This is a genomic window from Aggregatibacter sp. HK296 (assembly GCF_980469475.1).
Genome location: NZ_OZ413142.1, coordinates 721,639 through 746,352, shown reverse-complemented (window position 1 = coordinate 746,352; position 24,714 = coordinate 721,639). Strand labels below are relative to the sequence as shown.

The 24,714-nt window shown below is 44.2% G+C and carries 16 protein-coding genes, 5 tRNA genes and 3 rRNA genes; 8 read left to right on the top strand and 16 right to left on the bottom strand.

Features of this window, described 5'->3' with window-relative positions; all coding sequences use genetic code 11:
* Nucleotides 1-3: 3 nt before the first annotated feature.
* The 13 genes from AC30SH_RS03640 to wecA all read right to left on the bottom strand — a co-directional run bounded on the left by AC30SH_RS03640 (nucleotide 4) and on the right by wecA (nucleotide 9,797).
* On the bottom strand, nucleotides 4-567 hold the full coding sequence (locus tag AC30SH_RS03640) for a TorD/DmsD family molecular chaperone (RefSeq protein ID WP_315028036.1): 564 nt from the start codon (nucleotides 565-567) through the stop codon (nucleotides 4-6).
* Nucleotides 567-1,178, bottom strand: a complete 612-nt coding sequence (locus AC30SH_RS03635) for an NAD(P)H-dependent oxidoreductase (protein ID WP_212509718.1) — start codon at nucleotides 1,176-1,178, stop codon at nucleotides 567-569. Before AC30SH_RS03635 ends, AC30SH_RS03640 begins: the two co-directional genes overlap by 1 nt.
* Before the next feature lie 8 nt (nucleotides 1,179-1,186).
* On the bottom strand, nucleotides 1,187-1,633 hold the full coding sequence (locus AC30SH_RS03630) for an NfeD family protein (protein WP_109128716.1): 447 nt from the start codon (nucleotides 1,631-1,633) through the stop codon (nucleotides 1,187-1,189).
* Between the two features lie 16 nt (nucleotides 1,634-1,649).
* On the bottom strand, nucleotides 1,650-2,576 hold the full coding sequence (locus AC30SH_RS03625) for an SPFH domain-containing protein (RefSeq protein WP_212509719.1): 927 nt from the start codon (nucleotides 2,574-2,576) through the stop codon (nucleotides 1,650-1,652).
* A gap of 181 nt (nucleotides 2,577-2,757) precedes the next feature.
* Nucleotides 2,758-2,873 (bottom strand): 5S ribosomal RNA (rrf, locus tag AC30SH_RS03620).
* 150 nt (nucleotides 2,874-3,023) lie between these two features.
* Nucleotides 3,024-5,920, bottom strand: a 23S ribosomal RNA gene (locus AC30SH_RS03615).
* 307 nt (nucleotides 5,921-6,227) lie between these two features.
* Nucleotides 6,228-6,303 (bottom strand) — tRNA-Ala (locus tag AC30SH_RS03610).
* Between the two features lie 97 nt (nucleotides 6,304-6,400).
* A tRNA-Ile gene (locus AC30SH_RS03605) sits at nucleotides 6,401-6,477 on the bottom strand.
* Nucleotides 6,478-6,568: 91 nt separating this feature from the next.
* Nucleotides 6,569-8,108: ribosomal RNA gene (locus AC30SH_RS03600) — 16S ribosomal RNA — on the bottom strand.
* Together the 16S, 23S and 5S rRNA genes with 5 tRNA genes alongside form the textbook arrangement of a ribosomal RNA operon.
* 186 nt (nucleotides 8,109-8,294) lie before the next feature.
* A tRNA-Pro gene (locus tag AC30SH_RS03595) sits at nucleotides 8,295-8,371 on the bottom strand.
* Nucleotide 8,372: 1 nt separating this feature from the next.
* Nucleotides 8,373-8,448, bottom strand: a tRNA-His gene (locus tag AC30SH_RS03590).
* Nucleotides 8,449-8,480: 32 nt separating this feature from the next.
* Nucleotides 8,481-8,557, bottom strand: a tRNA-Arg gene (locus AC30SH_RS03585).
* Between the two features lie 166 nt (nucleotides 8,558-8,723).
* On the bottom strand, nucleotides 8,724-9,797 hold the full coding sequence (wecA, locus tag AC30SH_RS03580) for a UDP-N-acetylglucosamine--undecaprenyl-phosphate N-acetylglucosaminephosphotransferase (protein WP_032997900.1): 1,074 nt from the start codon (nucleotides 9,795-9,797) through the stop codon (nucleotides 8,724-8,726).
* Nucleotides 9,798-9,923: 126 nt separating this feature from the next.
* Between wecA and hemL the strand changes: the two genes are divergently transcribed.
* Nucleotides 9,924-11,207 (top strand): glutamate-1-semialdehyde 2,1-aminomutase, encoded by a 1,284-nt coding sequence (hemL, locus tag AC30SH_RS03575; protein WP_489582127.1) that lies wholly within the window; start codon nucleotides 9,924-9,926, stop codon nucleotides 11,205-11,207.
* A 70-nt stretch (nucleotides 11,208-11,277) separates the two neighbouring features.
* Here hemL and glnD read toward each other — a convergent pair whose 3' ends face one another.
* Both glnD and map read right to left on the bottom strand, forming a co-directional pair.
* Complete coding sequence (gene glnD / locus AC30SH_RS03570; RefSeq protein ID WP_315028298.1) at nucleotides 11,278-13,869, bottom strand: bifunctional uridylyltransferase/uridylyl-removing protein GlnD; 2,592 nt, start codon at nucleotides 13,867-13,869, stop codon at nucleotides 11,278-11,280.
* Between the two features lie 66 nt (nucleotides 13,870-13,935).
* Nucleotides 13,936-14,739 (bottom strand): type I methionyl aminopeptidase, encoded by an 804-nt coding sequence (map, locus tag AC30SH_RS03565; protein ID WP_315028295.1) that lies wholly within the window; start codon nucleotides 14,737-14,739, stop codon nucleotides 13,936-13,938.
* A gap of 135 nt (nucleotides 14,740-14,874) precedes the next feature.
* On the opposite strand from map, the gene erpA reads away from it, so the two are divergent.
* Genes erpA through mrcB form a run of 3 tightly spaced genes read left to right on the top strand, consistent with a single transcriptional unit; the run spans nucleotide 14,875 to nucleotide 17,983 of the window.
* Nucleotides 14,875-15,216 carry an iron-sulfur cluster insertion protein ErpA gene (erpA, locus tag AC30SH_RS03560; RefSeq protein WP_315028293.1) on the top strand — a complete coding sequence of 114 codons (342 nt, stop codon included), beginning with the start codon at nucleotides 14,875-14,877 and terminating at the stop codon, nucleotides 15,214-15,216.
* 1 nt (nucleotide 15,217) lies between these two features.
* Complete coding sequence (locus AC30SH_RS03555; RefSeq protein ID WP_032997901.1) at nucleotides 15,218-15,580, top strand: YacL family protein; 363 nt, start codon at nucleotides 15,218-15,220, stop codon at nucleotides 15,578-15,580.
* A 30-nt stretch (nucleotides 15,581-15,610) separates the two neighbouring features.
* On the top strand, nucleotides 15,611-17,983 hold the full coding sequence (gene mrcB / locus AC30SH_RS03550) for a penicillin-binding protein 1B (protein ID WP_489582126.1): 2,373 nt from the start codon (nucleotides 15,611-15,613) through the stop codon (nucleotides 17,981-17,983).
* 123 nt (nucleotides 17,984-18,106) lie between these two features.
* Here mrcB and dld read toward each other — a convergent pair whose 3' ends face one another.
* Entirely contained in the window at nucleotides 18,107-19,798 is a 1,692-nt protein-coding gene (gene dld / locus AC30SH_RS03545) for a D-lactate dehydrogenase (protein WP_212509727.1), read from the bottom strand.
* A gap of 296 nt (nucleotides 19,799-20,094) precedes the next feature.
* Here dld and AC30SH_RS03540 point away from each other — a divergent pair, with 296 nt between their 5' ends.
* The 4 genes from AC30SH_RS03540 (at nucleotide 20,095) to AC30SH_RS03525 (ending at nucleotide 24,638) form a co-directional block, all read left to right on the top strand.
* Nucleotides 20,095-21,690, top strand: coding sequence for a lactate permease LctP family transporter (locus tag AC30SH_RS03540; RefSeq protein WP_212509728.1), 1,596 nt, complete (start codon nucleotides 20,095-20,097; stop codon nucleotides 21,688-21,690).
* A gap of 96 nt (nucleotides 21,691-21,786) precedes the next feature.
* Nucleotides 21,787-22,512 carry a (Fe-S)-binding protein gene (locus AC30SH_RS03535; protein WP_109433373.1) on the top strand — a complete coding sequence of 242 codons (726 nt, stop codon included), beginning with the start codon at nucleotides 21,787-21,789 and terminating at the stop codon, nucleotides 22,510-22,512.
* Between the two features lie 6 nt (nucleotides 22,513-22,518).
* On the top strand, nucleotides 22,519-23,931 hold the full coding sequence (locus AC30SH_RS03530) for a LutB/LldF family L-lactate oxidation iron-sulfur protein (protein ID WP_048749086.1): 1,413 nt from the start codon (nucleotides 22,519-22,521) through the stop codon (nucleotides 23,929-23,931).
* On the top strand, nucleotides 23,931-24,638 hold the full coding sequence (locus AC30SH_RS03525; protein ID WP_489582125.1) for a LutC/YkgG family protein: 708 nt from the start codon (nucleotides 23,931-23,933) through the stop codon (nucleotides 24,636-24,638). Before AC30SH_RS03530 ends, AC30SH_RS03525 begins: the two co-directional genes overlap by 1 nt.
* Nucleotides 24,639-24,714: the final 76 nt, after the last annotated feature.

The following is a 24,714-nucleotide window of genomic DNA, read 5'->3' as shown; positions in this document are numbered from 1 at the left end:
TTTTTATAATGCTTCTGAATCTAACTCATCAGCCATCGCAGAGAGAATTTCACGCGTTAAATAAGCCAAAGAACGATAAAACGGCAGTGTAGCCTGTGTTTCAACTTTCACTAAAAACTTAGCTGCACAAGGCAGAAGAAAACGTTCAAATAATTCCTGTTGAGCGCTTAAAGAATCCGCATTATCTTCTAACCAAGATGCGGTTAACAATAACATGGCAAAATGATCGATATCCTCGGCTTCAGGCAAACCACGAACTTGACGAAAAGCATGAAACTCTTCAATAGAAATGTCATACGCAGAAATTTCCGTTGCAACATTTCCGGATTCACCAAAAAGCTTTTGGTATTCTTTATCTAACAAGGTTAAATCAATTGCCATTTGTAATGAATCTAACGCCTTTTGGCTGTCATTATCTTCGTTTAATGCCCAAACTTGAGATAAATTACCTTGATTTAGCCAAGCAAATACACCGGATAAAATAGGTTCTGTCGGCTGGCGATAAAATAAATTACCAAATAATCGACTAATCAAAGAAAAGTTATTTAATTGTAGGTTCTCTTGCATTATGCCTTATCCTCTTTCGCTAAAAGTGCGGTCAGATTTTCTTGCGTTTTTTGTGTCGCACGATTAAAAATATTCAAATAACCTGCTTCATTTAATAAATGTATATCGCCAAAAATATCATGCTGAATATCCGTAATACCACAGAAATTAAATAAACCATCAACCAAACAGGTTTGCAACGCTTTATCAAAATTCAGACTTTGGTAACGCTCAAGATTATTTCCCATGGTGATAAAATGCTGCATTTTCTTATTGCTCAATAAACCTACCGAACAACCATTTTCAGTTTGATAGGCAAAGCCATAACTCAACACGCGATCCAAATAGCCTTTCAAAATTGCTGGAAATCCCATCCACCAAAGAGGATAGACCAACGTAATCAAATCAGCTTGTTTTATCAGACTTTGTTCAAATTTCACTTCTGCCGGTACAATACCAGCCTGACAAGCACCTAATTCATCCCAAGATAAAATGGGATTAAAATTTAACGTATAAAGATCTCGCACAATCGTTTCTACATTCATTTCATGCGATGCCTGAACAATACATTCTACTAAAGCTCGATTAAAACTTTGTTGGTTAGGGTGAGCAAAAATAATTAAATGCTTCATTAATATCCTTAAATCTTGTTAACTTTTAATGTAATGCTATCCACAGCGGTTACTTCAACAATGTCATTGACAGCTAAATCACATCCTTGTATTCGCCAAGTAGTATCGCCAAAAGCGCCTCTACCAATACCATTTTCACCAATTTCCAAAACTTTGCCCTGCGCCCCTATCATTGCATGATCCCGTTGGTTAAGAACACTTTTTGATTGATCGATTTGATCTTTAGCGTGTTGATAACGCCACCAGATAATACTGAAAATACTGGCAATAACGGCGTACATTACCGCAAGAAAAGAAAGAGGTAGCGTAGGAATCAATTTTGTAATAACTGCAATCACAATGGCAGATAATCCCCACCATAAAAGAAAAACACCAGGCACTAAAATTTCAGCAATAAGCAAGACAAAACCAAGAATAAGCCAATGCCAAACACCCCAGTCTGTTAACCATTCCATACCAACCTCTACTTTATTAATTTGTTCTTTTATCGGATTTTAATAGCTCAGAGATTCCTGCAATTGAACCGATTAAATTACCCGCTTCTAAAGGCATTAAAACAACCTTACTGTTATCCGAACCACCAATTTCTTTTAAAGCCTCAGTATATTTTTGTGCAATAAAGTAATTAATTGCTTTAGTATCACCATTAGCAATAGCATCAGATACCATTTGAGTCGCTTTTGCTTCTGCTTCAGCTGCACGTTCACGGGCTTCAGCCTGTAAGAATGCCTCTTGTCTTTCCCCTTCGGCTTTCAGAATGCGCGATTGTTTTTCCCCTTCTGCTCGTAAAATCTCAGCTTGACGCACCCCTTCTGCTTCCAAAATATCTGCACGTTTATTACGTTCTGCTTTCATTTGTGCATTCATCGCTGCAATAAGTTCATGTGGAGGACGAACATCGCGGATTTCAATACGGGTGACTTTGATTCCCCAAGGATTTGTGGCTTCATCCACAATAGACAGTAATCGGCTATTAATAGAATCGCGCTGAGATAACATTTCATCCAATTCCATAGAACCTAATACAGTACGAATATTTGTCATAGTAAGGTTGATGATAGCTTGCTCTAAATGATTTACTTCATAAGCAGCATTACGTGCATCAATAACTTGAACGAAACATACCGCATCAATAGCTACGTTGGCATTATCTTTTGAAATAACTTCTTGTGATGGAATATCTAAAACCTGTTCCATCATATTAATTTTACGACCTACACGATCAACGAATGGAACAACAAAATTCAAACCAGGCATTAAAGTACGGGTATAACGACCAAAACGTTCAATAGTCCAGTTATAGCCCTGAGGAACAGTCTTAAGCGTAGAATAAAGCAATACGCCAACAAGCACGACAAAAACAATAGCGGCAATTGGTAAGCCATCTAAAAAATACATAATTTTCTCCTTAAAACATCAACAGTTACCCTTTAAAGAATAACAATTAGCACAAAATTTGTATATAACAATTCAGGTAGGTTTTATTGTCTGCAGTTGTACAATCTTCTTCTGTTTATTATTATCTTCCCACCAGAAAAGCAAAAACCCCCGATGCACTCACATCAGGGGTTCGTATCAGGCTTGGCGGTGACCTACTCTCACATGGGGATGCCCCACACTACCATCGGCATTACGGCGTTTCACTTCTGAGTTCGGTATGGAATCAGGTGGGCCCACCGCACTATCGCCGCCAATATTCTTTATGATTTCTATCTCTTCTTATTCGCGTCTTCTTAATCTAAAAACAAGCCTTCTCTCAACTCTCTCTTCTACGTCCATTCTCTTAACTGTTATCCTTCCAACTCGCTCATGTCCAGGGTAACCCCAAAAACACTTGAGCGTTGTATGGCTAAGCCTCTCGGGCAATTAGTATGCGTTAGCTCAATGTATCACTACACTTACACACCGCACCTATCTACGTCTTAGTCTTAAACAACCCTTACACACTTAATGTGTGGGAGAACTCATCTCTTGGCAAGTTTCGTGCTTAGATGCTTTCAGCACTTATCTCTTCCGCATGTAGCTACCCAGCAATGCCTCTGGCGAGACAACTGGAACACCAGTGATGCGTCCACTCCGGTCCTCTCGTACTAGGAGCAGCCCCAATCAATTCTCCAACGCCCACGGCAGATAGGGACCGAACTGTCTCACGACGTTCTAAACCCAGCTCGCGTACCACTTTAAATGGCGAACAGCCATACCCTTGGGACCTACTTCAGCCCCAGGATGTGATGAGCCGACATCGAGGTGCCAAACACCGCCGTCGATATGAACTCTTGGGCGGTATCAGCCTGTTATCCCCGGAGTACCTTTTATCCGTTGAGCGATGGCCCTTCCATGCAGAACCACCGGATCACTATGACCTACTTTCGTACCTGCTCGACTTGTCTGTCTCGCAGTTAAGCTTGCTTATACCATTGCACTAACCTCACGATGTCCGACCGTGATTAGCAAACCTTCGTGCTCCTCCGTTACTCTTTGGGAGGAGACCGCCCCAGTCAAACTACCCACCAGACACTGTCCGAGACCACGTTTCGTAATCTTCGTTAGAACATCAAACGTTAAAGGGTGGTATTTCAAGGACGACTCCATAATCACTGGCGTGACTACTTCAAAGTCTCCCACCTATCCTACACATCAAAATTCAATGTTCAGTGTCAAGCTATAGTAAAGGTTCACGGGGTCTTTCCGTCTAGCCGCGGGTACACCGCATCTTCACGGCGATTTCAATTTCACTGAGTCTCGGGTGGAGACAGCCTGGCCATCATTATGCCATTCGTGCAGGTCGGAACTTACCCGACAAGGAATTTCGCTACCTTAGGACCGTTATAGTTACGGCCGCCGTTTACTGGGGCTTCGATCAGGAGCTTCTCTTTCGATTACACCATCAATTAACCTTCCAGCACCGGGCAGGCATCACACCCTATACGTCCACTTTCGTGTTTGCAGAGTGCTGTGTTTTTAATAAACAGTTGCAGCCAGCTGGTATCTTCGACCGGTTCAACCTTCGCCCGCAAGGGACTACAATCTACGCCGGCGCACCTTCTCCCGAAGTTACGGTGCTATTTTGCCTAGTTCCTTCACCCGAGTTCTCTCAAGCGCCTGAGTATTCTCTACCTGACCACCTGTGTCGGTTTTCAGTACGGTTTAGATAAACCTGAAGCTTAGTGGCTTTTCCTGGAAGTGTGGTATCAGTTACTTCAGCTCCGTAGAGCCTCGTCATCATCTCTCAGTGTTAAGGAAGTCCGGATTTGCCTAAACTTCCCACCTACCAACTTAAACGTGCATATCCAACAGCACGCTAACCTAACCTACTCCGTCCCCACATCGCAGTTTATCCAAGTACGGGAATATTAACCCGTTTCCCATCGACTACGCTTTTCAGCCTCGCCTTAGGGGCCGACTCACCCTGCCCCGATTAACGTTGGACAGGAACCCTTGGTCTTCCGGCGAACGGGTTTTTCACCCGTTTTATCGTTACTTATGTCAGCATTCGCACTTGTGATACGTCCAACAGCCCTCTCGAACCATCTTCATCCGCTTACACAACGCTCCCCTACCCAACAGACTTACGTCTGATGCCGCAGCTTCGGTGCTATATTTGAGCCCCGTTACATCTTCCGCGCAGGCCGACTCGACTAGTGAGCTATTACGCTTTCTTTAAATGATGGCTGCTTCTAAGCCAACATCCTAGCTGTCTAAGCCTTCCCACTTCGTTTCCCACTTAATATAGACTTTGGGACCTTAGCTGGCGGTCTGGGTTGTTTCCCTCTCCACGACGGACGTTAGCACCCGCCGTGTGTCTCCTGAGTATCACTCTTTGGTATTCGTAGTTTGCATCGGGTTGGTAATCCGGGATGGACCCCTAGCCGAAACAGTGCTCTACCCCCAAAGGTGTCCGCTCAAGGCTCTACCTAAATAGATTTCGGGGAGAACCAGCTATCTCCCGGTTTGATTGGCCTTTCACCCCCAGCCACAAGTCATCCGCTAATTTTTCAACATTAGTCGGTTCGGTCCTCCAGTTAGTGTTACCCAACCTTCAACCTGCCCATGGCTAGATCACCGGGTTTCGGGTCTATACCTTGCAACTAGCCGCCCAGTTAAGACTCGGTTTCCCTTCGGCTCCCCTATTCGGTTAACCTCGCTACAAAATATAAGTCGCTGACCCATTATACAAAAGGTACGCAGTCACCCTTTCGGGCTCCCACTGCTTGTACGTACAAGGTTTCAGGTTCTATTTCACTCCCCTCACCGGGGTTCTTTTCGCCTTTCCTTCACAGTACTGGTTCACTATCGGTCAATCAGGAGTATTTAGCCTTGGAGGATGGTCCCCCCATCTTCAAACAGGATATCACGTGTCCCGCCCTACTTGTCGTTAGCTCAGTACCACAAAAGTATTTTCGAGTACGGGATTATCACCCTCTACGATTCGGCTTCCCAGCCAATTCCTCTAATACTTCCGCTATCACTAACAGGCTCCTTCGCTTTCGCTCGCCGCTACTCACAAAATCTCGGTTGATTTCTTTTCCTCGGGGTACTTAGATGTTTCAGTTCTCCCGGTTCGCCTCATTATCCTATGGATTCAGATAATGATAGTAGGTTCTTCACCCACTGGGTTTCCCCATTCGGACATCTTGGATTAAACGCCTCTTATCGACTCATCCAAGCTTTTCGCAGATTAGCACGTCCTTCTTCGCCTCTGATTGCCAAGGCATCCACCTTGTACGCTTTGTCACTTAACCATACAACCTCAAGTATTCTTACCTTATTATTTAAATAATATTAAACAACAACTTTCAAACACTTCAGCTACGATTAATAACAGTTAATTAAGAGCAATCGCCTTTTATCAATCACTCTCACTCAGACTTTCTTGAAAGTCTCGTTTTCAGCTTGTTTCCAGATTTTTAAAGAACAGATAAAACAATGTAAGTTAACTTACTTACCATCATCATAGTTAAATTCATTTTAACTAACACAACACAATATTTAATACCATCAAATAAAATGATAAAAAATATACTTCAATAAACTTAACTATGACGATATTGGTGGAGATAAGCGGGATCGAACCGCTGACCTCCTGCGTGCAAGGCAGGCGCTCTCCCAGCTGAGCTATATCCCCAATCACATCCCTTGGCTTTCACTCACACATAGTGGCTTGATATGTTTAAAATTAGTTAATGTAATAAAAACTAATCTACCAAACTCACCAGTCTAAGTGGTGGGTCTGAGTGGACTTGAACCACCGACCTCACCCTTATCAGGGGTGCGCTCTAACCACCTGAGCTACAGACCCAATAGGATTTTGTCTTCGATATTGTTGTTCTTTCCTTGTCTACAACCATCAAACAAACTGTGTGAACACTTAAAGTCGAGTCTATCTTTGGTAAGGAGGTGATCCAACCGCAGGTTCCCCTACGGTTACCTTGTTACGACTTCACCCCAGTCATGAATCATACCGTGGTAAACGCCCCCCCGAAGGTTAAGCTATCTACTTCTGGTACAACCCACTCCCATGGTGTGACGGGCGGTGTGTACAAGGCCCGGGAACGTATTCACCGCGACATTCTGATTCGCGATTACTAGCGATTCCGACTTCATGGAGTCGAGTTGCAGACTCCAATCCGGACTTAGACGTACTTTGTGAGATTCACTCCACCTCGCGGCTTCGTCGCCCTCTGTATACGCCATTGTAGCACGTGTGTAGCCCTACTCGTAAGGGCCATGATGACTTGACGTCATCCCCACCTTCCTCCGGTTTATCACCGGCAGTCTCCTTTGAGTTCCCGACCAAATCGCTGGCAACAAAGGATAAGGGTTGCGCTCGTTGCGGGACTTAACCCAACATTTCACAACACGAGCTGACGACAGCCATGCAGCACCTGTCTCATGGTTCCCGAAGGCACTCTCATATCTCTACAAGATTCCATGGATGTCAAGAGTAGGTAAGGTTCTTCGCGTTGCATCGAATTAAACCACATGCTCCACCGCTTGTGCGGGCCCCCGTCAATTCATTTGAGTTTTAACCTTGCGGCCGTACTCCCCAGGCGGTCGATTTATCACGTTAGCTTCGGGCACCAAGCTTAAAGCCCAATCCCCAAATCGACAGCGTTTACAGCGTGGACTACCAGGGTATCTAATCCTGTTTGCTCCCCACGCTTTCGCACATGAGCGTCAGTACATTCCCAAGGGGCTGCCTTCGCCTTCGGTATTCCTCCACATCTCTACGCATTTCACCGCTACACGTGGAATTCTACCCCTCCCTAAAGTACTCTAGACTCCCAGTCTGAAATGCAATTCCCAGGTTAAGCCCGGGGATTTCACACCTCACTTAAAAGTCCGCCTGCGTGCCCTTTACGCCCAGTTATTCCGATTAACGCTCGCACCCTCCGTATTACCGCGGCTGCTGGCACGGAGTTAGCCGGTGCTTCTTCTGTATTTAACGTCAATTTGTCGTGCTATTAACACAACAACCTTCCTCAATACCGAAAGAACTTTACAACCCGAAGGCCTTCTTCATTCACGCGGCATGGCTGCGTCAGGGTTGCCCCCATTGCGCAATATTCCCCACTGCTGCCTCCCGTAGGAGTCCGGGCCGTGTCTCAGTCCCGGTGTGGCTGGTCATCCTCTCAGACCAGCTAGAGATCGTCGGCTTGGTAGGCTATTACCCCACCAACTACCTAATCCCACTTGGGCTCATCCTATGGCATGCGGCCTTGCGGTCCCGCACTTTCGTCTCTCGACTCTACGCGGTATTAGCGACAGTTTCCCGTCGTTATCCCCCTCCATAAGCCAGATTCCCAAGCATTACTCACCCGTCCGCCACTCGTCAGCAAGAAAGCAAGCTTTCTCCTGTTACCGTTCGACTTGCATGTGTTAAGCCTGCCGCCAGCGTTCAATCTGAGCCATGATCAAACTCTTCAGTTCAAAAAGTTTAATCGCTCAATACTGCTAGCCAAGTAATCTATCTATAAATAAATAAACGTTTTTCGTAGCACTATTCAGTTCAATTTTAAAATCTTTAATGATAAAAACGAATCTTCAAGTGCCCACACAGTTTGTCTGATTGATTGTTAAAGAACAAAAAATTCTGAGAAGCCTCAGAATTAAAATTGGTCGGCGAGATAGGATTTGAACCTACGACCCACTGGTCCCAAACCAGTTGCGCTACCAAACTGCGCTACTCGCCGATGGGGTGGCTAATGGGACTTGAACCCACGACAACCGGAATCACAATCCGGGGCTCTACCAACTGAGCTATAGCCACCATATTTTAATTAGTTGAACTCGCATGACCTTTGGCGCGCTCGACAGGATTTGAACCTGCGACCTTTGGCTCCGGAGGCCAACGCTCTATCCAACTGAGCTACGAGCGCTAGAAGCGTCGTTGCGGGGCGTATATTAAAAGTTTAAAAAGTGCTTGTCTAGTTTTTTTTTATAAAAATTTATCATCAGCTATTTTTTTAGCCAAAATGAATATAATTTATAAAATTTCTGGTTATTTTTTATTTAACTCTAACTTTTTAGTGAAAAATTTAACTTCTATTTAGTTTTAGCCCGTTTAGCTGCGCGACGTTTCATTCGACGTATCCAGCGGGTAATCTTCCATGCTTTCGTAATAGAATAAGAATAGAGGAAGAAGAGAATAATGAATGCAATAAACATGATCCATTCATTAATATAGTAAATTTCCCCTAAAATCCCAAAGCAGGCGCACAATGCCGCAACAAAGGTAATTAACAAAAACGCCTGACGGGAAGTTAACCCTGCGCGCACCATCAAATGATGGACATGCAAGCGGTCCGGACGGAATGGGCTCTTCCCTTTTCTTAAACGACGATAAATAATCGCCACCATATCCACCAAAGGAATAGCAATCACCCAAAGTGCGGTCACCGGATTCATCGGATGACCTTTGCCTTGCGTACTTAGCAACAGAATCCAAATAATCGTAAAACCGATCAACGTGCTACCGGCATCGCCCATAAAGACTTTAAATTTAGGCCCTAACGGAATCCCTAGATTCATCATTAAGTAAGGAATTGTTGCAATAATTAAGCCAAAACTCCAATAAGCCAAATCCATTTGCCCATCGCGATACATCAAAATACCGATCGCAGCGAAAGAAACGCAAGACAACCCACCAAGCAAACCGTCAATACCATCAATCATATTAAAAGCATTAATAATGCCGATGGTCGCCAACACAGTAATAATTAAGCCGATAGATCCTAACGTAAGCTGGAATGGCCCTAAAATTTGCCCTAAATGATCGAGGTAAACATTCCCCATATCGATCATGAGAATGGCTAAAAATGCCTGAACACCTGCGCGCAAGAAAGGGCTAATATCATAACGGTCATCAATAATGCCCATTAATAGCAAGACTAAAATACTGAATAAATAAAGATAAGGTAAACGCGTTTGATCCCACTGCATGAGATAAAAACAAAGATTCCCCATAAACAATGAAATGCCGCCAATTAACGGAATTGCGCCTTGATGGCGTTTACGATAGTTAGGCTTATCCACCAAACCGATTTTAATAGCAACGGGACGCATCACAAGTAAAGTTAAAAGTGCCCCAAGAAATGTAACAAATAACGTCAATAACATAGGTTTTACCATGAAAATAAAATGCGCAAAGGATATCACAAAGGCAAAAGGCTACATAAATATTTTTACTCACCTTCCTTTTTTTCAGTACAATAAAGCACTTTTTTGTATATAAGGATAAAAACGATGGCAAATTCAACCGCACTTTTCTCCCGCGCTCAGCATGTTATTCCGGGCGGCGTTAATTCACCGGTTCGTGCTTTTAACGGTGTCGGCGGCACACCGGTCTTTATTGAAAAAGCGCAAGGCGCTTATATTTATGACACAGACGGTAAACAATATATCGACTACGTAGGGTCTTGGGGCCCAATGATTTTAGGACACAATCACCCCACTATTTTAAATGCCGTGATAAAAACAGCACAAAACGGCTTGAGTTTCGGCGCACCGACCCCGTTGGAAATCGAACTTGCCGAATTAGTGTGTGAACTTATCCCTTCAATTGAAATGGTCAGAATGGTGAGCTCCGGCACTGAAGCCACAATGTCAGCCATTCGCTTAGCCCGTGGCTATACAAATCGAGATAAAATCATCAAATTCGAAGGTTGCTATCATGGTCATGCGGATTCCCTGTTAGTCAAAGCCGGTTCTGGTGCATTAACATTGGGGCAGCCTAACTCACCGGGTGTGCCAGCAGATTTTGCCAAACACACGCTCACCTGTACCTATAACGACATCGACTCTGTCAAACAAGCCTTCGAGCAATATCCTGACGACATCGCTTGCGTGATTGTTGAACCGGTCGCGGGCAACATGAACTGTATTCCACCAAAAAATGATTTTCTGCAAGGGTTACGTAAACTTTGCGATCAATACGGAGCCGTATTCATCATTGATGAAGTAATGACCGGTTTCCGTGTGGCGCTTGGCGGTGCACAACGTTACTACAATGTCACACCGGATTTAACCTGTTTAGGCAAAGTAATCGGCGGCGGTATACCGGTAGGCGCCTTTGGCGGTAAAAAAGAAATCATGCAACACATTGCTCCAACCGGCCCGGTTTACCAAGCGGGTACCCTATCCGGCAACCCGATTGCTATGGCGGCCGGTATCGCTTGCTTAACGGAGTTGAAAAAAACCGGTAATGAGCAAAAACTGGTGCAACAAACAGAAAAATTAGCAAAAGGCTTGCAACAGCTTGCCGATAAGCATCAAGTGCCGTTTACCGTCAATTATGTCGGCGGCATGTTCGGTATTTTCTTTACTGATAAAAAAGAAGTGACTTGTTATCAAGACGTGATGACGTGCGATACCGAAAAATTTAAACGCTTTTTCCACAAAATGTTGGATTTAGGCGTTTATCTGGCGCCGTCTGCATTTGAGGCAGGCTTTATGTCTCTTGCGCATTCTGATGAAGACATCGAGCGCACGCTAGCGGCAGCAGATATTGCTTTTGCTGAATTGGCATAATTCATAAAACACAAAGTGCGGCCAGTTTTAAAAACGTTTTTAAATCTGACCGCACTTTTATGTTTAAACACTAATTTAAAATTTGCAACAAACGCGTCAATAACGTAGCTCTCTCCGACTCATCCAAGGCACGTCCGAATTTGTTCGTTAAAATAAAGAAGTCTTCAGCCTTTTCACCAATGGTGGTGATTTTGGCATTAAGTAAGTTCAACTCCAAGTCACAGAAGACCGCGCTCACATCCGCCAACAAACCTGCCTGATCCAGCGCAAACAATTCCATTTCAGTTTGATCGGTTTTATCAAGATTCAAAAAACGCACGTCGGTTTTCACATGAAAGTGAGCCAAATGGTGTTTTTCGCGCAGGCGTTGTTTATTCACCGTTTCTGACGTTAGGCTTTTCGTCAACGCGTCTTCCAACATACGACGACGATCGAAAGCCAACTCGGCGCCATCCAGTTCCGTCACAATAAAACTGTCCAACACATAGCCGTCTTGCGTAGTAATAATTTGCGCATCGTGAATGCTGAGTTTTTTCGCTCCGATGGTACTCACCACTTTATTAAACAGGTTCGGGCGGTCGTTGGTATAAATAAAAATTTCCGTACCACCGGCGGAAAACCGATTGCTCACTTTTACCAACACATCACCGCGAAACTCGGCAAGCAGTTGCGTATGCCAGCTGATTTGCTGCGGCGAATTACGTAAAAAATAATCCAACGGGCAACGTTGCCATAGCTTTTCAATTTGCGACTCAGAAAGTGCGGTATTTTTTTCACGTATTTCTAACAACGCTAAGTGGCGATGCTCTTCAGCCTTTGCCTGATTATCCAACAAGGTTGCCAGCCCTTGGGCAAATTGTTGCGTGGTGTAATCGTACAAAGTCGCCAATAAAGAACGCTTCCAGCTGTTCCATAAGGTTTCATTGGTCGCCACAATGTCGGCAATAGTGAGGCATGTTAAATAATCTAAGCGCACCTGATTACGTACCCGTTCGGCAAAACTCAACACAATTTCTGGGTCATGAATGTCCCGTCGTTGTGCGGTCACCGACATCAACAAATGCTGTTCTACCAGCCATGCCATGGTTTCTGTTTCCCGTTGGTCGAAGCCATGCAGTGCGGCAAACTCGCGTATATCTTCCGCCCCCAGCAATTCGTGCGCACCACCACGCCCTTTGGCAATGTCATGAAATAAAGCAGCGATATACAATAAAGTGCGGTCAGAAATTTGATGCATTATTTGATGGCAAATCGGGTGATTTTGCGCCGACGTTTCCGCTAAAAAACTTTCCAGCTTTAACATCACGCGCAGAATATGTTCATCCACGGTGTAACAATGGAACAAATCAAACTGCATTAAGCCGACAATATTGCCCCATTGCGGTAAATAGGCGGTCAGCACACCATATTGGTGCATGGGGAAAAATGCGCGTTGGATGGCATTGGGCTGATTAAACAATCGAATAAATTTTTCTCGTGCCGTCGGTAAATCGCATAAATACCCTTGCCGTTGCTCTAGCGCCAAATACAGCTCACGTAATACGGAGGAATGGATCTCCGCTTGCGGATATTGCGTTAAATAATAGAAAAGATCGAGGATGCTTTCCGGCTGTTGTTCAAAGCATTGGCGATGACGCAAACAAATGGATTGATTTATCAAGCTGAAATTCACATCAAGCACTTGCTCGTTTACCACTTCATGTGGGGTTAAAAAATGCTCCTGATAATGCTTGACCAGTAATTCGCTCAGCAACGAAATGGAATGTAGCGCCTGAAAAAATTGTTTCATCATGGCTTCCACGCCTTGATTGCCCTCGCCTTGGAATCCCAATAATTCGCTGACTTTTAATTGACGATCAAATAAGAGGCGGTTGTCATAACGCTTCAAGATTAAATGCAATGCATACCGCACTTTAAACAGAAATTGTTGGCTTTTCAGCAACAAAGCATACTCCGCTGGATGAATAAATCCCGCTTGCAAAATTTCCTGCAAATTTTTCGCTCCGTTGTGACGAAGGGCAATCCAATACAACAAATGCAAATCCCGTAAACCACCCGGACTGTATTTAATGTCCGGTTCAAGATTGTAAGACGTATTGTTATAACGTTGATAACGCTCATTTTTTTCTTGAATCTTTGCCTGACAGAAATCGGTTTTTGACCAAAAAGTCGGTTGTTGCACCAATGCGACCAACTGTTTGAATAACGTTTGATTGCCGATTAAATAACGCGCCTCCAACAAATTTGTCGCCACCGTGATATCCGCCATGCCTTCCGTTTCGCATTCGGCAAGGGTACGGATGCTCTGCCCGACGTTAAAACCGCAATCCCATAAAAATTGCACGAATTGACCGAGTGTTTCTTGTAACGCCTCGGTTGGGACTTGCTCCGTTAAAATCAAAATATCCAAATCGGAAAGAGGGAACATTTCCTGCCGCCCATAACCGCCCACAGCAATCAGGCTTAATGTGGGATTGTCGGCAAATTGAAAATGACGCCACAAGTGCAAAAGGAATTGATCGTAAAACGCGGTACGATTGGCAATCAGTTGATCGATGGCTATTTTGTCAAAATTCGCCAGTTCAAACTGTTTTAAATTTTCTCTCTGAATTTTAACCGCACTTGGCGTAAGCTCGGCTTGGGTATCGTAAGGAAAAAGCATAGGTCGTCTTGCAAAAGCAGGAAATAGAAAAAATCCGCCACGGGAAACGCAGCGGATTTCGGTTAATTAAACATTCACCATAACTCGTTGGATGCGCCCTTCGGCAATCTCTTCATCACGGATGGTCATCACTTCACAGCCGTTTTCCGTTACCACGATTTGGTGCTCGAATTGGGCGGAATGGCTACGGTCTTTGGTTTTTACCGTCCAACCATCGCCCATTAAACGCACTTCTTTTTTACCGGCGTTAATCATCGGCTCAATGGTAAATACCATGCCCGGTTTTAACACCACGCCGCCATCGTCTGCGTAATAATGCAAAACCTGTGGTTCGCAGTGGAATTCCGTCCCAATGCCATGGCCGCAATATTCGCGCACCACACTAAAAGTTTGAGATTCCGTATATTTTTGTACTGCTTTACCGATCTCATTTAAACGGATACCCGGTTTAACCGTACGCAGACCGACATAAAGGGCTTCTTGCGCCGCTTCCACCAGCTTTTTACTGCGTAAATTGGTTTCGCCAACGATATACATTTTGGAATTATCACCAAAATAACCGTCTTTTATCACCGTGACATCAATATTCACAATATCGCCATTTTTCAGATGCTTATCAAAACTTGGGATGCCATGACAAACCACTTCGTTAATGGAAATGCAAGTCGCTTTCGGGAAACCATGATAATTCAAGCAAGCTGGAATAACTTTTTGCACGTTCACCATATAATCGTGACAAATGCGATCCAATTCACCGGTACTCACGCCTTCTTTAATATACGGTTCAATCATCACCAACACGTCGGATGCCAGTTTGCAAGCTTCGCGTAATTTAATAATTTCCTCTTCCGTTCTTAATGGAATACTCATGTTTATCTCCCTATTTAAAAATTAATGAGCGGAATTATAGCACTGTGACAGAGAAAAATCCTTGATAAATTCTTGAATGGACTAGTCGGTTATTGGATAATACGCGCTCAAATAAATCGTGGGGAATTACACAATATGACAGAGATATCCGTTCCGTTAAACTTTACTGATGCTGCAGCACAAAAAGTGAAGTCTTTAATTACCGAGGAAGAAAACCCGGCGCTTAAATTGCGCGTCTATATTACCGGCGGCGGTTGTAGCGGCTTTCAATACGGCTTTACCTTTGACGAAAAAGTCAATGAAGGCGACTTAACCGTAGAAAATGCCGGCGTACAATTAGTTATCGATCCGATGAGCCTACAATATTTAATCGGCGGCACCATTGACTATACCGAAGGCTTGGAAGGCTCACGTTTTGTCGTGAATAACCCGAATGCCTCATCCACTTGCGGTTGCGGATCCTCTTTCAGCATCTAATATGGATTTTCAGTTTACCTCCCATCAAGGCAACACTGTCGCGAAGTGCTCAATGGAGCACGAAGCCTTTGCCAACTGGTTTAACATTGAAGTGCGGTCAAATCCACAACTGATTTCCACCGCACTTTTTCATTTACAAAACTTGCCCGCGCCTCATGCGGCGGATGTGGTGTTAACCGGTGCCGAATACAGCTTATACATTAATGCGGATGAGGTGATGGCAAAGGCAAATAATCTCGCCATTGAGAATCAAGACGCATTGGAAGACGGTTTTTATTATTACGATGATGAAAGTATCGCCTTTTGTGGCATTGAAGATTTTGCCCGTTTTTTACATTCTTACTTGGATTTTATCCGCGCCTAATCCCAACATTCAGCCCAAACGGTAACGCACATGGCAACAACACCCGTTCAAAATACGTCTTCCAAACCATCATCAAAAACCTCTTGGACGAAGCAATTATTAAAAATTGCATTTACCACCTTTTGTATGTTGTTTTGCTATTCCGCTTATTTGGATTGGCAAATTCGTAGCAAAATGGACGGACAAATTTGGCGTTTGCCGGCGGAAGTGTATAGCCGTATTGAAAGCGTTCGGGTCAGCGACCAACTCAGCCTTGAACAAATTAAACAGCTCCTACTCGATAACGAATATCGCCAAACCACGATGATCGCAGCACCGGGCGATTTTAAAATCGAAGACAACACCATTGTCTTATTGCGCCGTGCGTTCCCTTTCCCCGACACACCGGAGGCACAACGGGTTTTTCGTCTGCGTTTTGAAAATGACAAACTGGCAGTCATTGAAGATCTGATTAACGTCAAAGCGATTGATGAATTTCGCTTGGCGCCGAAGTTAATTGCCATTTTGCAATCGGACAAAGAAGAACGCCTTGCGATTTCTTTGCAACAATACCCACGCTTACTCATTGATGCCTTATTACTGACAGAAGATCGTCGTTTTTTCCAACACGATGGCATCAGCCCTCTGGGTATTTTGCGTGCCGTCATCACCAATATTCAAGCTGGTCATACAGTGCAAGGTGGCAGCACGCTGACCCAACAACTGGTTAAAAACTTATTTTTAAGTAACGAACGCACCTTCACCCGTAAAATTAATGAAGCCCTAATGGCATTAATTCTTGATTGGCGTTACGACAAAAACCGTATTTTGGAAACCTACTTAAACGAAATTTACCTCGGGCAGAACGGCGATAACCAAATTCATGGTTTTGAATTGGCCAGTCAGTTTTATTTCGGACGTTCCGTGCGAGAAATAAGCCTAGATCAAATTGCGTTATTAGTGGGCATGGTCAAAGGCCCTTCCCTCTATAACCCATGGCGTAATCCTACTAATGCCCTTGAACGCCGCAATGTGGTGTTGCATTTGATGTTAGAACATAAAATTATCGGTGAGGAACTGTATCAATTATTGAGCCAACGCCCGCTCGGTGTGCAAGAAAAAGGGAAAATTAGCCGTAAATACCCGGCGTTTATTCAAACCTTACAAACCGAATTACGCCACCAACTTGGCGAAGGCAAAACAGAAAATCTCCTGGGGGCGCGAATTTTCTCTACATTGGACGTGAAACAACAAGATCGCGCAGAACAAGCGGTAATCAGTGCCGTATCCGATTTACAGCTCAAACATAAGAATCCATTTTTGGAATCCGCCATGGTGGTTGCCGATTATCAAACCGGTGAAGTGCGCGCCATTGTGGGCGGGCTGCAAACGCAATTTGCCGGGTTCAACCGTGCCTTATCGGCTAAACGCCAAATCGGCTCGTTAGTAAAACCGTCTGTTTATTTGACCGCACTTATGTATCCGGATCAATTTCGGTTGAACACACCAATTAACAACCAACCGATAACGATCAATGTAAAAGGCAGTCCGCCTTGGCAGCCGCGCAATTACGACCGCAAATACAGCGGCTCGGTCATGCTGATGGATGCATTAGTTCGCTCATTGAATATTCCAACGGTCAATATCGGCATGAAGCTAGGGTTAACCAAAGTGATTTCCGTCCAACAAGCCATGGGTTGGGATAAAGTCACGATTCCGAAAGTGCCTTCAATGTTGCTGGGTTCCTACGCCATTTCGCCTTATGACGTGACCAAACTTTACCAAACCATCGCTAATGAAGGTGCGAGCATTCCGCTCAATACCATCAACAGTGTGGTGGATAGACAAGGCAATGTGGTTTATTCCCGTGAATTTGAGCCGAAGCAAGTGGTTCCACGTGAAGCCGCCTTCCAAACGCTCTTTGCCATGCAACAAGTGGTCGATCGCGGCACAGCTCACAGCCTACAACCGGATTACGCTCATTTACACTTAGCCGGCAAAACCGGTACCACTAACGATGCTCGTGACACTTGGTTTGTCGGAATTGACGGTGAAAACGTCACGACTATTTGGCTTGGTCGAGACGATAACGGCGAAACGAAACTCACCGGTGCCAGCGGTGCGTTACAGGTCTATAAAGAGTATTTAAAACGAGCCACCACCCAACCTTTAAAACTTCATAAACCGGAAGACATTAAATGGGTCGGTATCAATGCCTATGGTGGTTGGGATTGCAGTAGTGCTCGTACCATTCCTGTTTGGGTAGACAGAAATCAATCTTTCTGCCAACAAACCGAATTTACGCCAACAACACCTTCCGCCAATGCCGTTGAAAGCAATAATGCACCAAAACAAGAAAGCGTTTGGGACGTGCTAAACGAGGGTAATTCGGCACCGGTGGAAGACGCAAGACCGGCGAATTAAGTCAAGTTTTCACCTGAGAAAAACACCGTAAAAAAAGACCGCACTTTAACGCCTAAAGTGCGGTCTGTTTTTAATGTATTTTGTGAGGGCACAACAACATGAATCCCTCACAAAATGATGTTGCTATTGCCAGTGTTTCTTCTTTGATGTATGCCCGATGCCCGGGTTAAAACTGTTGGTTGGATCGAGCGCTTTATAGAATTTACGCAACGCCGGTTTCGCTTCATATAAATGGCCCACATTATGTTCTGCCGGGTATTGTGCGCCGCGTTTATCAAGCAATTCCAACATTTGATGCTCCAATTCCATGCAATCATGGCCTTTTTTCACAATGTAATCCTGATGGAAAACATGACACATAAAATGCCCGTAATACAATTTATGACTGATTTTTTGGTCGATCTCAGGCGGCAGCATTTCAAACCACTCACGATCATTACGACGTAATGCAATATCCAGTGCCACAATGTCTTCCACCTCTTTTTCATGAATCGCACGATAACGAATCGCTGCTGAGGCAACGGCAAAGCGGTGTAACATCGCCGCTTGAGTTTCTACGGCATCACATTCAAAGAAAGCGCCTTTGCTGCTCTCTTTAAAGTAAGAGGTTAAATAATCCCGCGCTTCCTGTACGCCATCACCGCCCATTTTAACAATCAAGTGATGTTCGTATTGATCACGATATTGCCATAATTTTTTCGGCAAATGTTCCGGCAAGACCGTTGAAATCGCCTGCATGATTTTGTCGCTGAAATGACTTGGCATAAAACTGATTTTTTTAGCCAAACGATCCACTTTGGCTTTCATGGCAAATAACTTCGGCAACCAATGTGTGCCAAATTTCTTGATAACCCAGAAAGTGTCTTTACCGTATTTGGCAGCTACATCAAACGCATCACGATGAATATACTCGCCGGAAATCGGTAGCTGTTTAAAATTCGCCAACATATGACGACGAAGATCATTTAATGCTTCAGTTTGGTTGGTGCCAATATAAAATACCGCGGTCTTGTTCTCCGCCACAAAGGTATCCAAACGGACGGCAAAAATCGCTAATTTACCCGCACAACCGGAAGCCTCATAGTGACGTGCCGGATCGGCATTAAAACGTGCTGGGCTGTCTTCATCCACTTGGCGCACATGATTGCAGTAAGCGTGATCATGACCTTTGCCACAATCTAATTGAATGTCTTTACGTTGATAACGTTGATTCTCCAAATTCGCTAAAATTTCTTCCGGCGTTTCACCCAAATCAATGCCTAGGTGATTAACGAGTTGCAATTCTCCCTGCTCTGTTAATTGGGCGTAAAGCGCCATTTCCGTGTAAGCCGGGCCACGTTGCACCAACGCCCCACCGGAGTTATTACAAATACCGCCAATCACCGAGGCGCCAATACAGGAAGAACCGATGACAGAGTGCGGTTCACGTCCGTGCGGTTTTAAAGCAATCTCTAATTCATTTAGCGTAGAGCCCGGCAAACAAACCACTTGCTGTGCATCATTAATTAATTGAATGCCAGAAATACGCATCGCGTTGATAATCACAATATCACGATCGTAATCATTGCCATCGGGCGTAGAACCGCCGGTTAAACCGGTATTGGCGGCTTGAGCAATAACAATAACATCTGCCGCCACACAAGCTTTAAGAATCGCCCAAAATTCCGTTAAATTTCCCGGACGGACTACGGCCAAAGCGTTTCCGTTACCAAAACGATAACCACTGCGATAGGCTTCCGATTTGCTTGGGTCGGTAATCAAATATTTGTCTCCGACAATTTGACGAAGTTGACTAATTAATGAAGTACTGGTCATAGATTGTTACCCTTATGTTAAAAATAACGTTAACGAAAAACGCCAAAAGAATAACAGAAATTAACCAGTAAAACACAGTAAAAACACACTTTTTTTAGACCGCACTTGTTTGTACAAAAGTACTAATTTAATTAAAGCTGAAACAATTAAGTTACATAGATCACATTTTTTAAAAAAATATGCGCACTTTTTGATAACTAGATCACACTTTCTCCAAATAGGTATATTTTTTCTAAGCGTATTTCCTAGAATTCCTGCGATGTTTTAATCGCTAATTATTATTAACAGGAGTAAACATGTCTTTTTTCCTAAGCGTCTTACCTATTGCTTTATTGATCTATTTAATGGTGAAGCGTAATGCTTTACCGTCTTACGTTGCATTACCTTGGATTGCAACACTTGTTATGGGTGTGCATTTATTGCACTTCAATACAGACATTATTACCATCAGCGCGAATGTAACCTCGGCAATTGTGGCGGTACAAACCCCAATTACCGTTATTTTCGGCGCGATTTTATTCAACCGTTTTAGTGAAGTGTCCGGTGCAACCGACATCATGCGTAAATGGTTAGGTAACATTAACCCAAACCCGGTTGCACAATTGATGATTATCGGTTGGGCGTTTGCTTTTATGATTGAAGGCGCCAGTGGTTTTGGTACACCCGCCGCTATTGCCGCACCAATTCTGATGGGGTTAGGTTTTAATCCGTTAAAAGTAGCGATGCTTGCCTTAATCATGAACTCCGTTCCGGTTTCTTTCGGTGCGGTGGGCACTCCAACTTGGTTCGGTTTCGGTCCGCTTAAATTGTCTGAAGACATGATTTTAGAAATCGGCTCCATGACCGCACTTATCCACGCCGTAGCCGCGCTTATCATCCCATTACTGGCACTTCGTGTATTAGTCAGCTGGAACGATATTCGTAAAAACTTGGTCTTTATTTATATCAGCGTATTTGCTTGCGTTGTGCCTTATCTCCTCATTGCACAAGTTAACTATGAATTCCCTTCTTTAGTGGGCGGTGCAATCGGTTTGTTTATCTCCGTATGGGCAGCGAATCGTAATATCGGTTTGGCGAAAGTCGAAAACACGTTGGATAGCAATGCAGTAACCACCGGTCAAGTGATCAAGGCACTCTTCCCTACCGGTTTATTAATTGCGTTCTTAATCGTGACGCGTATTCATCAACTGCCGTTTAAAGCGATGATGAACGACACCACCGTTTGGTTTACTACCGTATTAGGTTCACTAGGTACATTTGAAGTGAGTAAAGGCCTTATCTTTAGCCTAAAAAATATCTTCGGTTCTGATGTTTCCTCAAGCTATAAATTGCTTTACGTGCCGGCATTAATTCCATTTGTTATCACCGTATTAATTGCCATTCCGGTATTCGGGGTTTCCGGAGCAAAAGTCAAAGACATCTTTACGTCGAGCTTAAGACAGTCCAAAAATCCATTTATCGCCCTAATGGGTGCTTTAGTGATGGTGAACTTAATGTTAGTGGGTGGCGAACATTCTATGGTGAAAATCATTGGCCGTACCTTTGCAGAAGTGAGCGGTAATAACTGGACGATTTTCTCCTCTTACCTTGGTGCGGTAGGTGCGTTCTTCTCCGGTTCTAACACCGTGTCGAACTTAACCTTCGGTAGCGTACAATTATCCACCGCAGAGACCACCGGTTTATCTGTCGCATTAATCTTGGCACTACAATCTGCCGGCGGTGCGATGGGTAACATGGTATGTATTAATAATATCGTTGCCGTGTCCTCCGTATTAAACATTCAAAATCAAGAAGGCACCATCATCAAAACAACGATCATTCCAATGGTGATTTACGGTATTATTGCTGCGCTTTGTGCCACGCTATTAATCCCGTTGTTCTACACGTTATAGCAGCAACACATAAAATTAACTAAAAAAACGACCGCACTTTTGCGGTCGTCATTTAATTTTTACCTTATTTCTCTTTTTTAACATTGGAGTATTACTATGAATGTGAATTTCTACGTGACCTGCATTGCCGACGTAGTAAAGAGCGGTGTGGCGAAAAACACCGTTCTATTACTGGAAAAGTTGGGCTGTCAGGTGACCTTTTTAGAAAAACAAGGTTGCTGTGGACAACCTGCATTAAACAGCGGTTATACCAAACAAGCCCTGCCCGGCATGAAAAACTTGATCGAAACCTTTGAAGCCAATGACTACCCTATCGTAGCCCCTGCCGGTTCTTGCGTTTATGCCGTAAAAAATTACCCGGATTATTTCACTCGTGCCAATGAACCGGAATGGGCGGAACGCGCGAAAAAAGTCGCCGCTCGTTTCTATGACTTAACAGATTTTATTGTCAATAAACTGGGTGTTACCGACATCGGTGCCCATCTACCAGGTCGTGCAGTTTATCACCCCTCCTGCAGTCTATTCCGTAAACTTGGCATCGTGGATGAACCGATTACGTTGCTAAAACACGTTAAAGGTTTGGAACTGTTACCTATTCACAATCAACAAACTTGTTGCGGATTTGGTGGCACGTTCTCGGTCAAAATGGCAGAAATTTCCGGTGAAATGGTAAAAGAAAAAGTGGAACACGTTGAGGAAGTCGAACCGGAATACTTAATTGGTGCAGACGTGAGCTGTTTACTCAATATCGGTGGTCGCCTACAACGTGAAGGCAGCAAAATCAAAGTGATGCACATCGCAGAAGTGTTAATGCAGGAGTAATAAACTATGTCATTAAAAACTAGCAATCTTGCATTTAAAGCACGCGTCGATCGCGAAGTCCATAATGAAATCATGCGCAAAGCGGTGGTAAAAGCCCAAGAAACTATCGGCACAAACCGTCAAAAAATGGTGGATGAATTAGGCCACTGGGAAGAATGGCGTGATTTGTCGAAACAAATCCGTAACCACGTTTTAGCAAACCTTGATGCTTATTTGTACCAACTTAGCGAAAAAGTCATGGAAAACGGCGGTAAGGTTTATTTTGCCGAAACCGCTGAAGAAGCCACCGAATACATTCGCCAAGTCGCGCTGAAAAAAAATGCCAAGAAAATCGTGAAATCCAAATCCATGGTAACCGAAGAAATCGGGTTAAATGGGGTGTTGGAAAAAGAAGGCATGCAAGTCATTGAAACCGATTTAGGTGAATATTTATTGCAAATTTCCGGTGACAAGCCGTCTCACATCGTGGTACCTGCGATTCACAAAGATCGCCACCAAATTCGTAAAGATTTACATGAAAAACTCGGCTATGAAGGTGCAGAAACGCCAGAAGACATGACCCGTTTCGTGCGTGAAAAAATTCGTCAGGATTTCTTAGAAGCAGACATCGGCATAAGCGGTTGTAACTTTGCTGTGGCGGAAACCGGCTCTGTTTGTTTGGTGACCAACGAAGGTAATTTACGTTTAGCCACCACCCTTCCTAAAACCCACATTGCCGTAATGGGGATGGAACGCTTGGCACCGACGTTCCAAGAAGTAGACGTGTTAATTACCATGCTTGCCCGTAGTGCGGTGGGCGCCAGATTAACCGGTTACAACACCTGGCTTACCGGCCCTCGTCTTGCCGGTGAAACCGATGGTCCGGAAGAGTTCCATTTAGTTATTGTTGATAATGGTCGTTCCGATATTCTGGCTTCCGAATTCCAAGAAGTTTTACGTTGTATTCGTTGCGGTGCCTGCTTAAATACCTGCCCGGCTTACCGTCAAATCGGTGGTCATGGTTACGGCTCTATTTATCCGGGTCCAATTGGCGCGGTGATTTCTCCGTTACTTGGCGGCTATGACGAATTCAAAGAATTGCCGTATGCCTGTTCCTTGTGCAACGCCTGTAACTCCGTTTGTCCGGTACGCATTCCGTTAGCGCAACTGATTTTAAAACACCGTGAAAAAATGGTGGAACAAGGCAAAACGCCAGCCTTGGAGCGCTTATCCATTTTCGGTTTTGGCTTTGCCAACTCCCATCCAACCTTATGGAAAATCGGTGTAAACACCGGCGCCAAATTAGCGGGTAAACTCATTAAGAACGGCAAAGCGCCAATTAAAATGGGAGCCTTGGCTGAATGGACAAAAGCCCGTGATTTACCGACACCTGAAGGCGAAAGCTTCCGTCAATGGTTTAACAAAAGAGGAGCAAACTAATGGATTTACAAAATAGAGAAAACTTCCTCAATAAATTGGCAGCCAAAATGGGTAAACAACGTGCCAATGTGCCTGAAGTCATGGCAACGCCGGTGAATACTCACCCGACAGAACGCCTAACCCATTTAACACAAGCAGAACTTTGCGATGAATTTGTAAACTTTGCCAAAGTGATGATGGTGGATGTGGTTGTGACGTCAGAAACGTTAGCAAAACAGACCGCACTTGAGCTTTGCGAAAAATACGGTGGCGGCGATATCGTGTTAAACGACGACCCTCGTCTGGAAGAACTCGGTATTACCCAAGCGGTTCAAGAAAAATACACTTGCCACATTTGGTCACCGGAACAGGCGGAAGCCAACATTACCAAATCGGAACAAGCCAATATCGGGATCGTTTACGCCGAATACGGTTTAACCGAATCGGGCGGCATCGTGCTATTTTCCCAAGCTGAACGTGGTCGTTCTGTGAGCTTACTGCCGGAGAAATCCATTGCCGTTGTACGTAAAAGCAAGATACTCCCTCGTGTAGCACAACTGGCAAAAATCCTACATGACAAAGCCCAACAAGGCGAACGTATGCCTTCTTGTATTAATATCATTTCCGGCCCAAGTTCTACGGCAGATATTGAATTAATCAAAGTCGTTGGCGTGCATGGCCCAGTGGCGAAAATCTATCTTGTCATTGATGATTTAGCACAAAACTAAAACATCCTCTCCATGAGATAAAAAGGAAAGTTGCCAAACTTTCCTTTTTTATGCGCCATAAAAAATGCTCATTTTG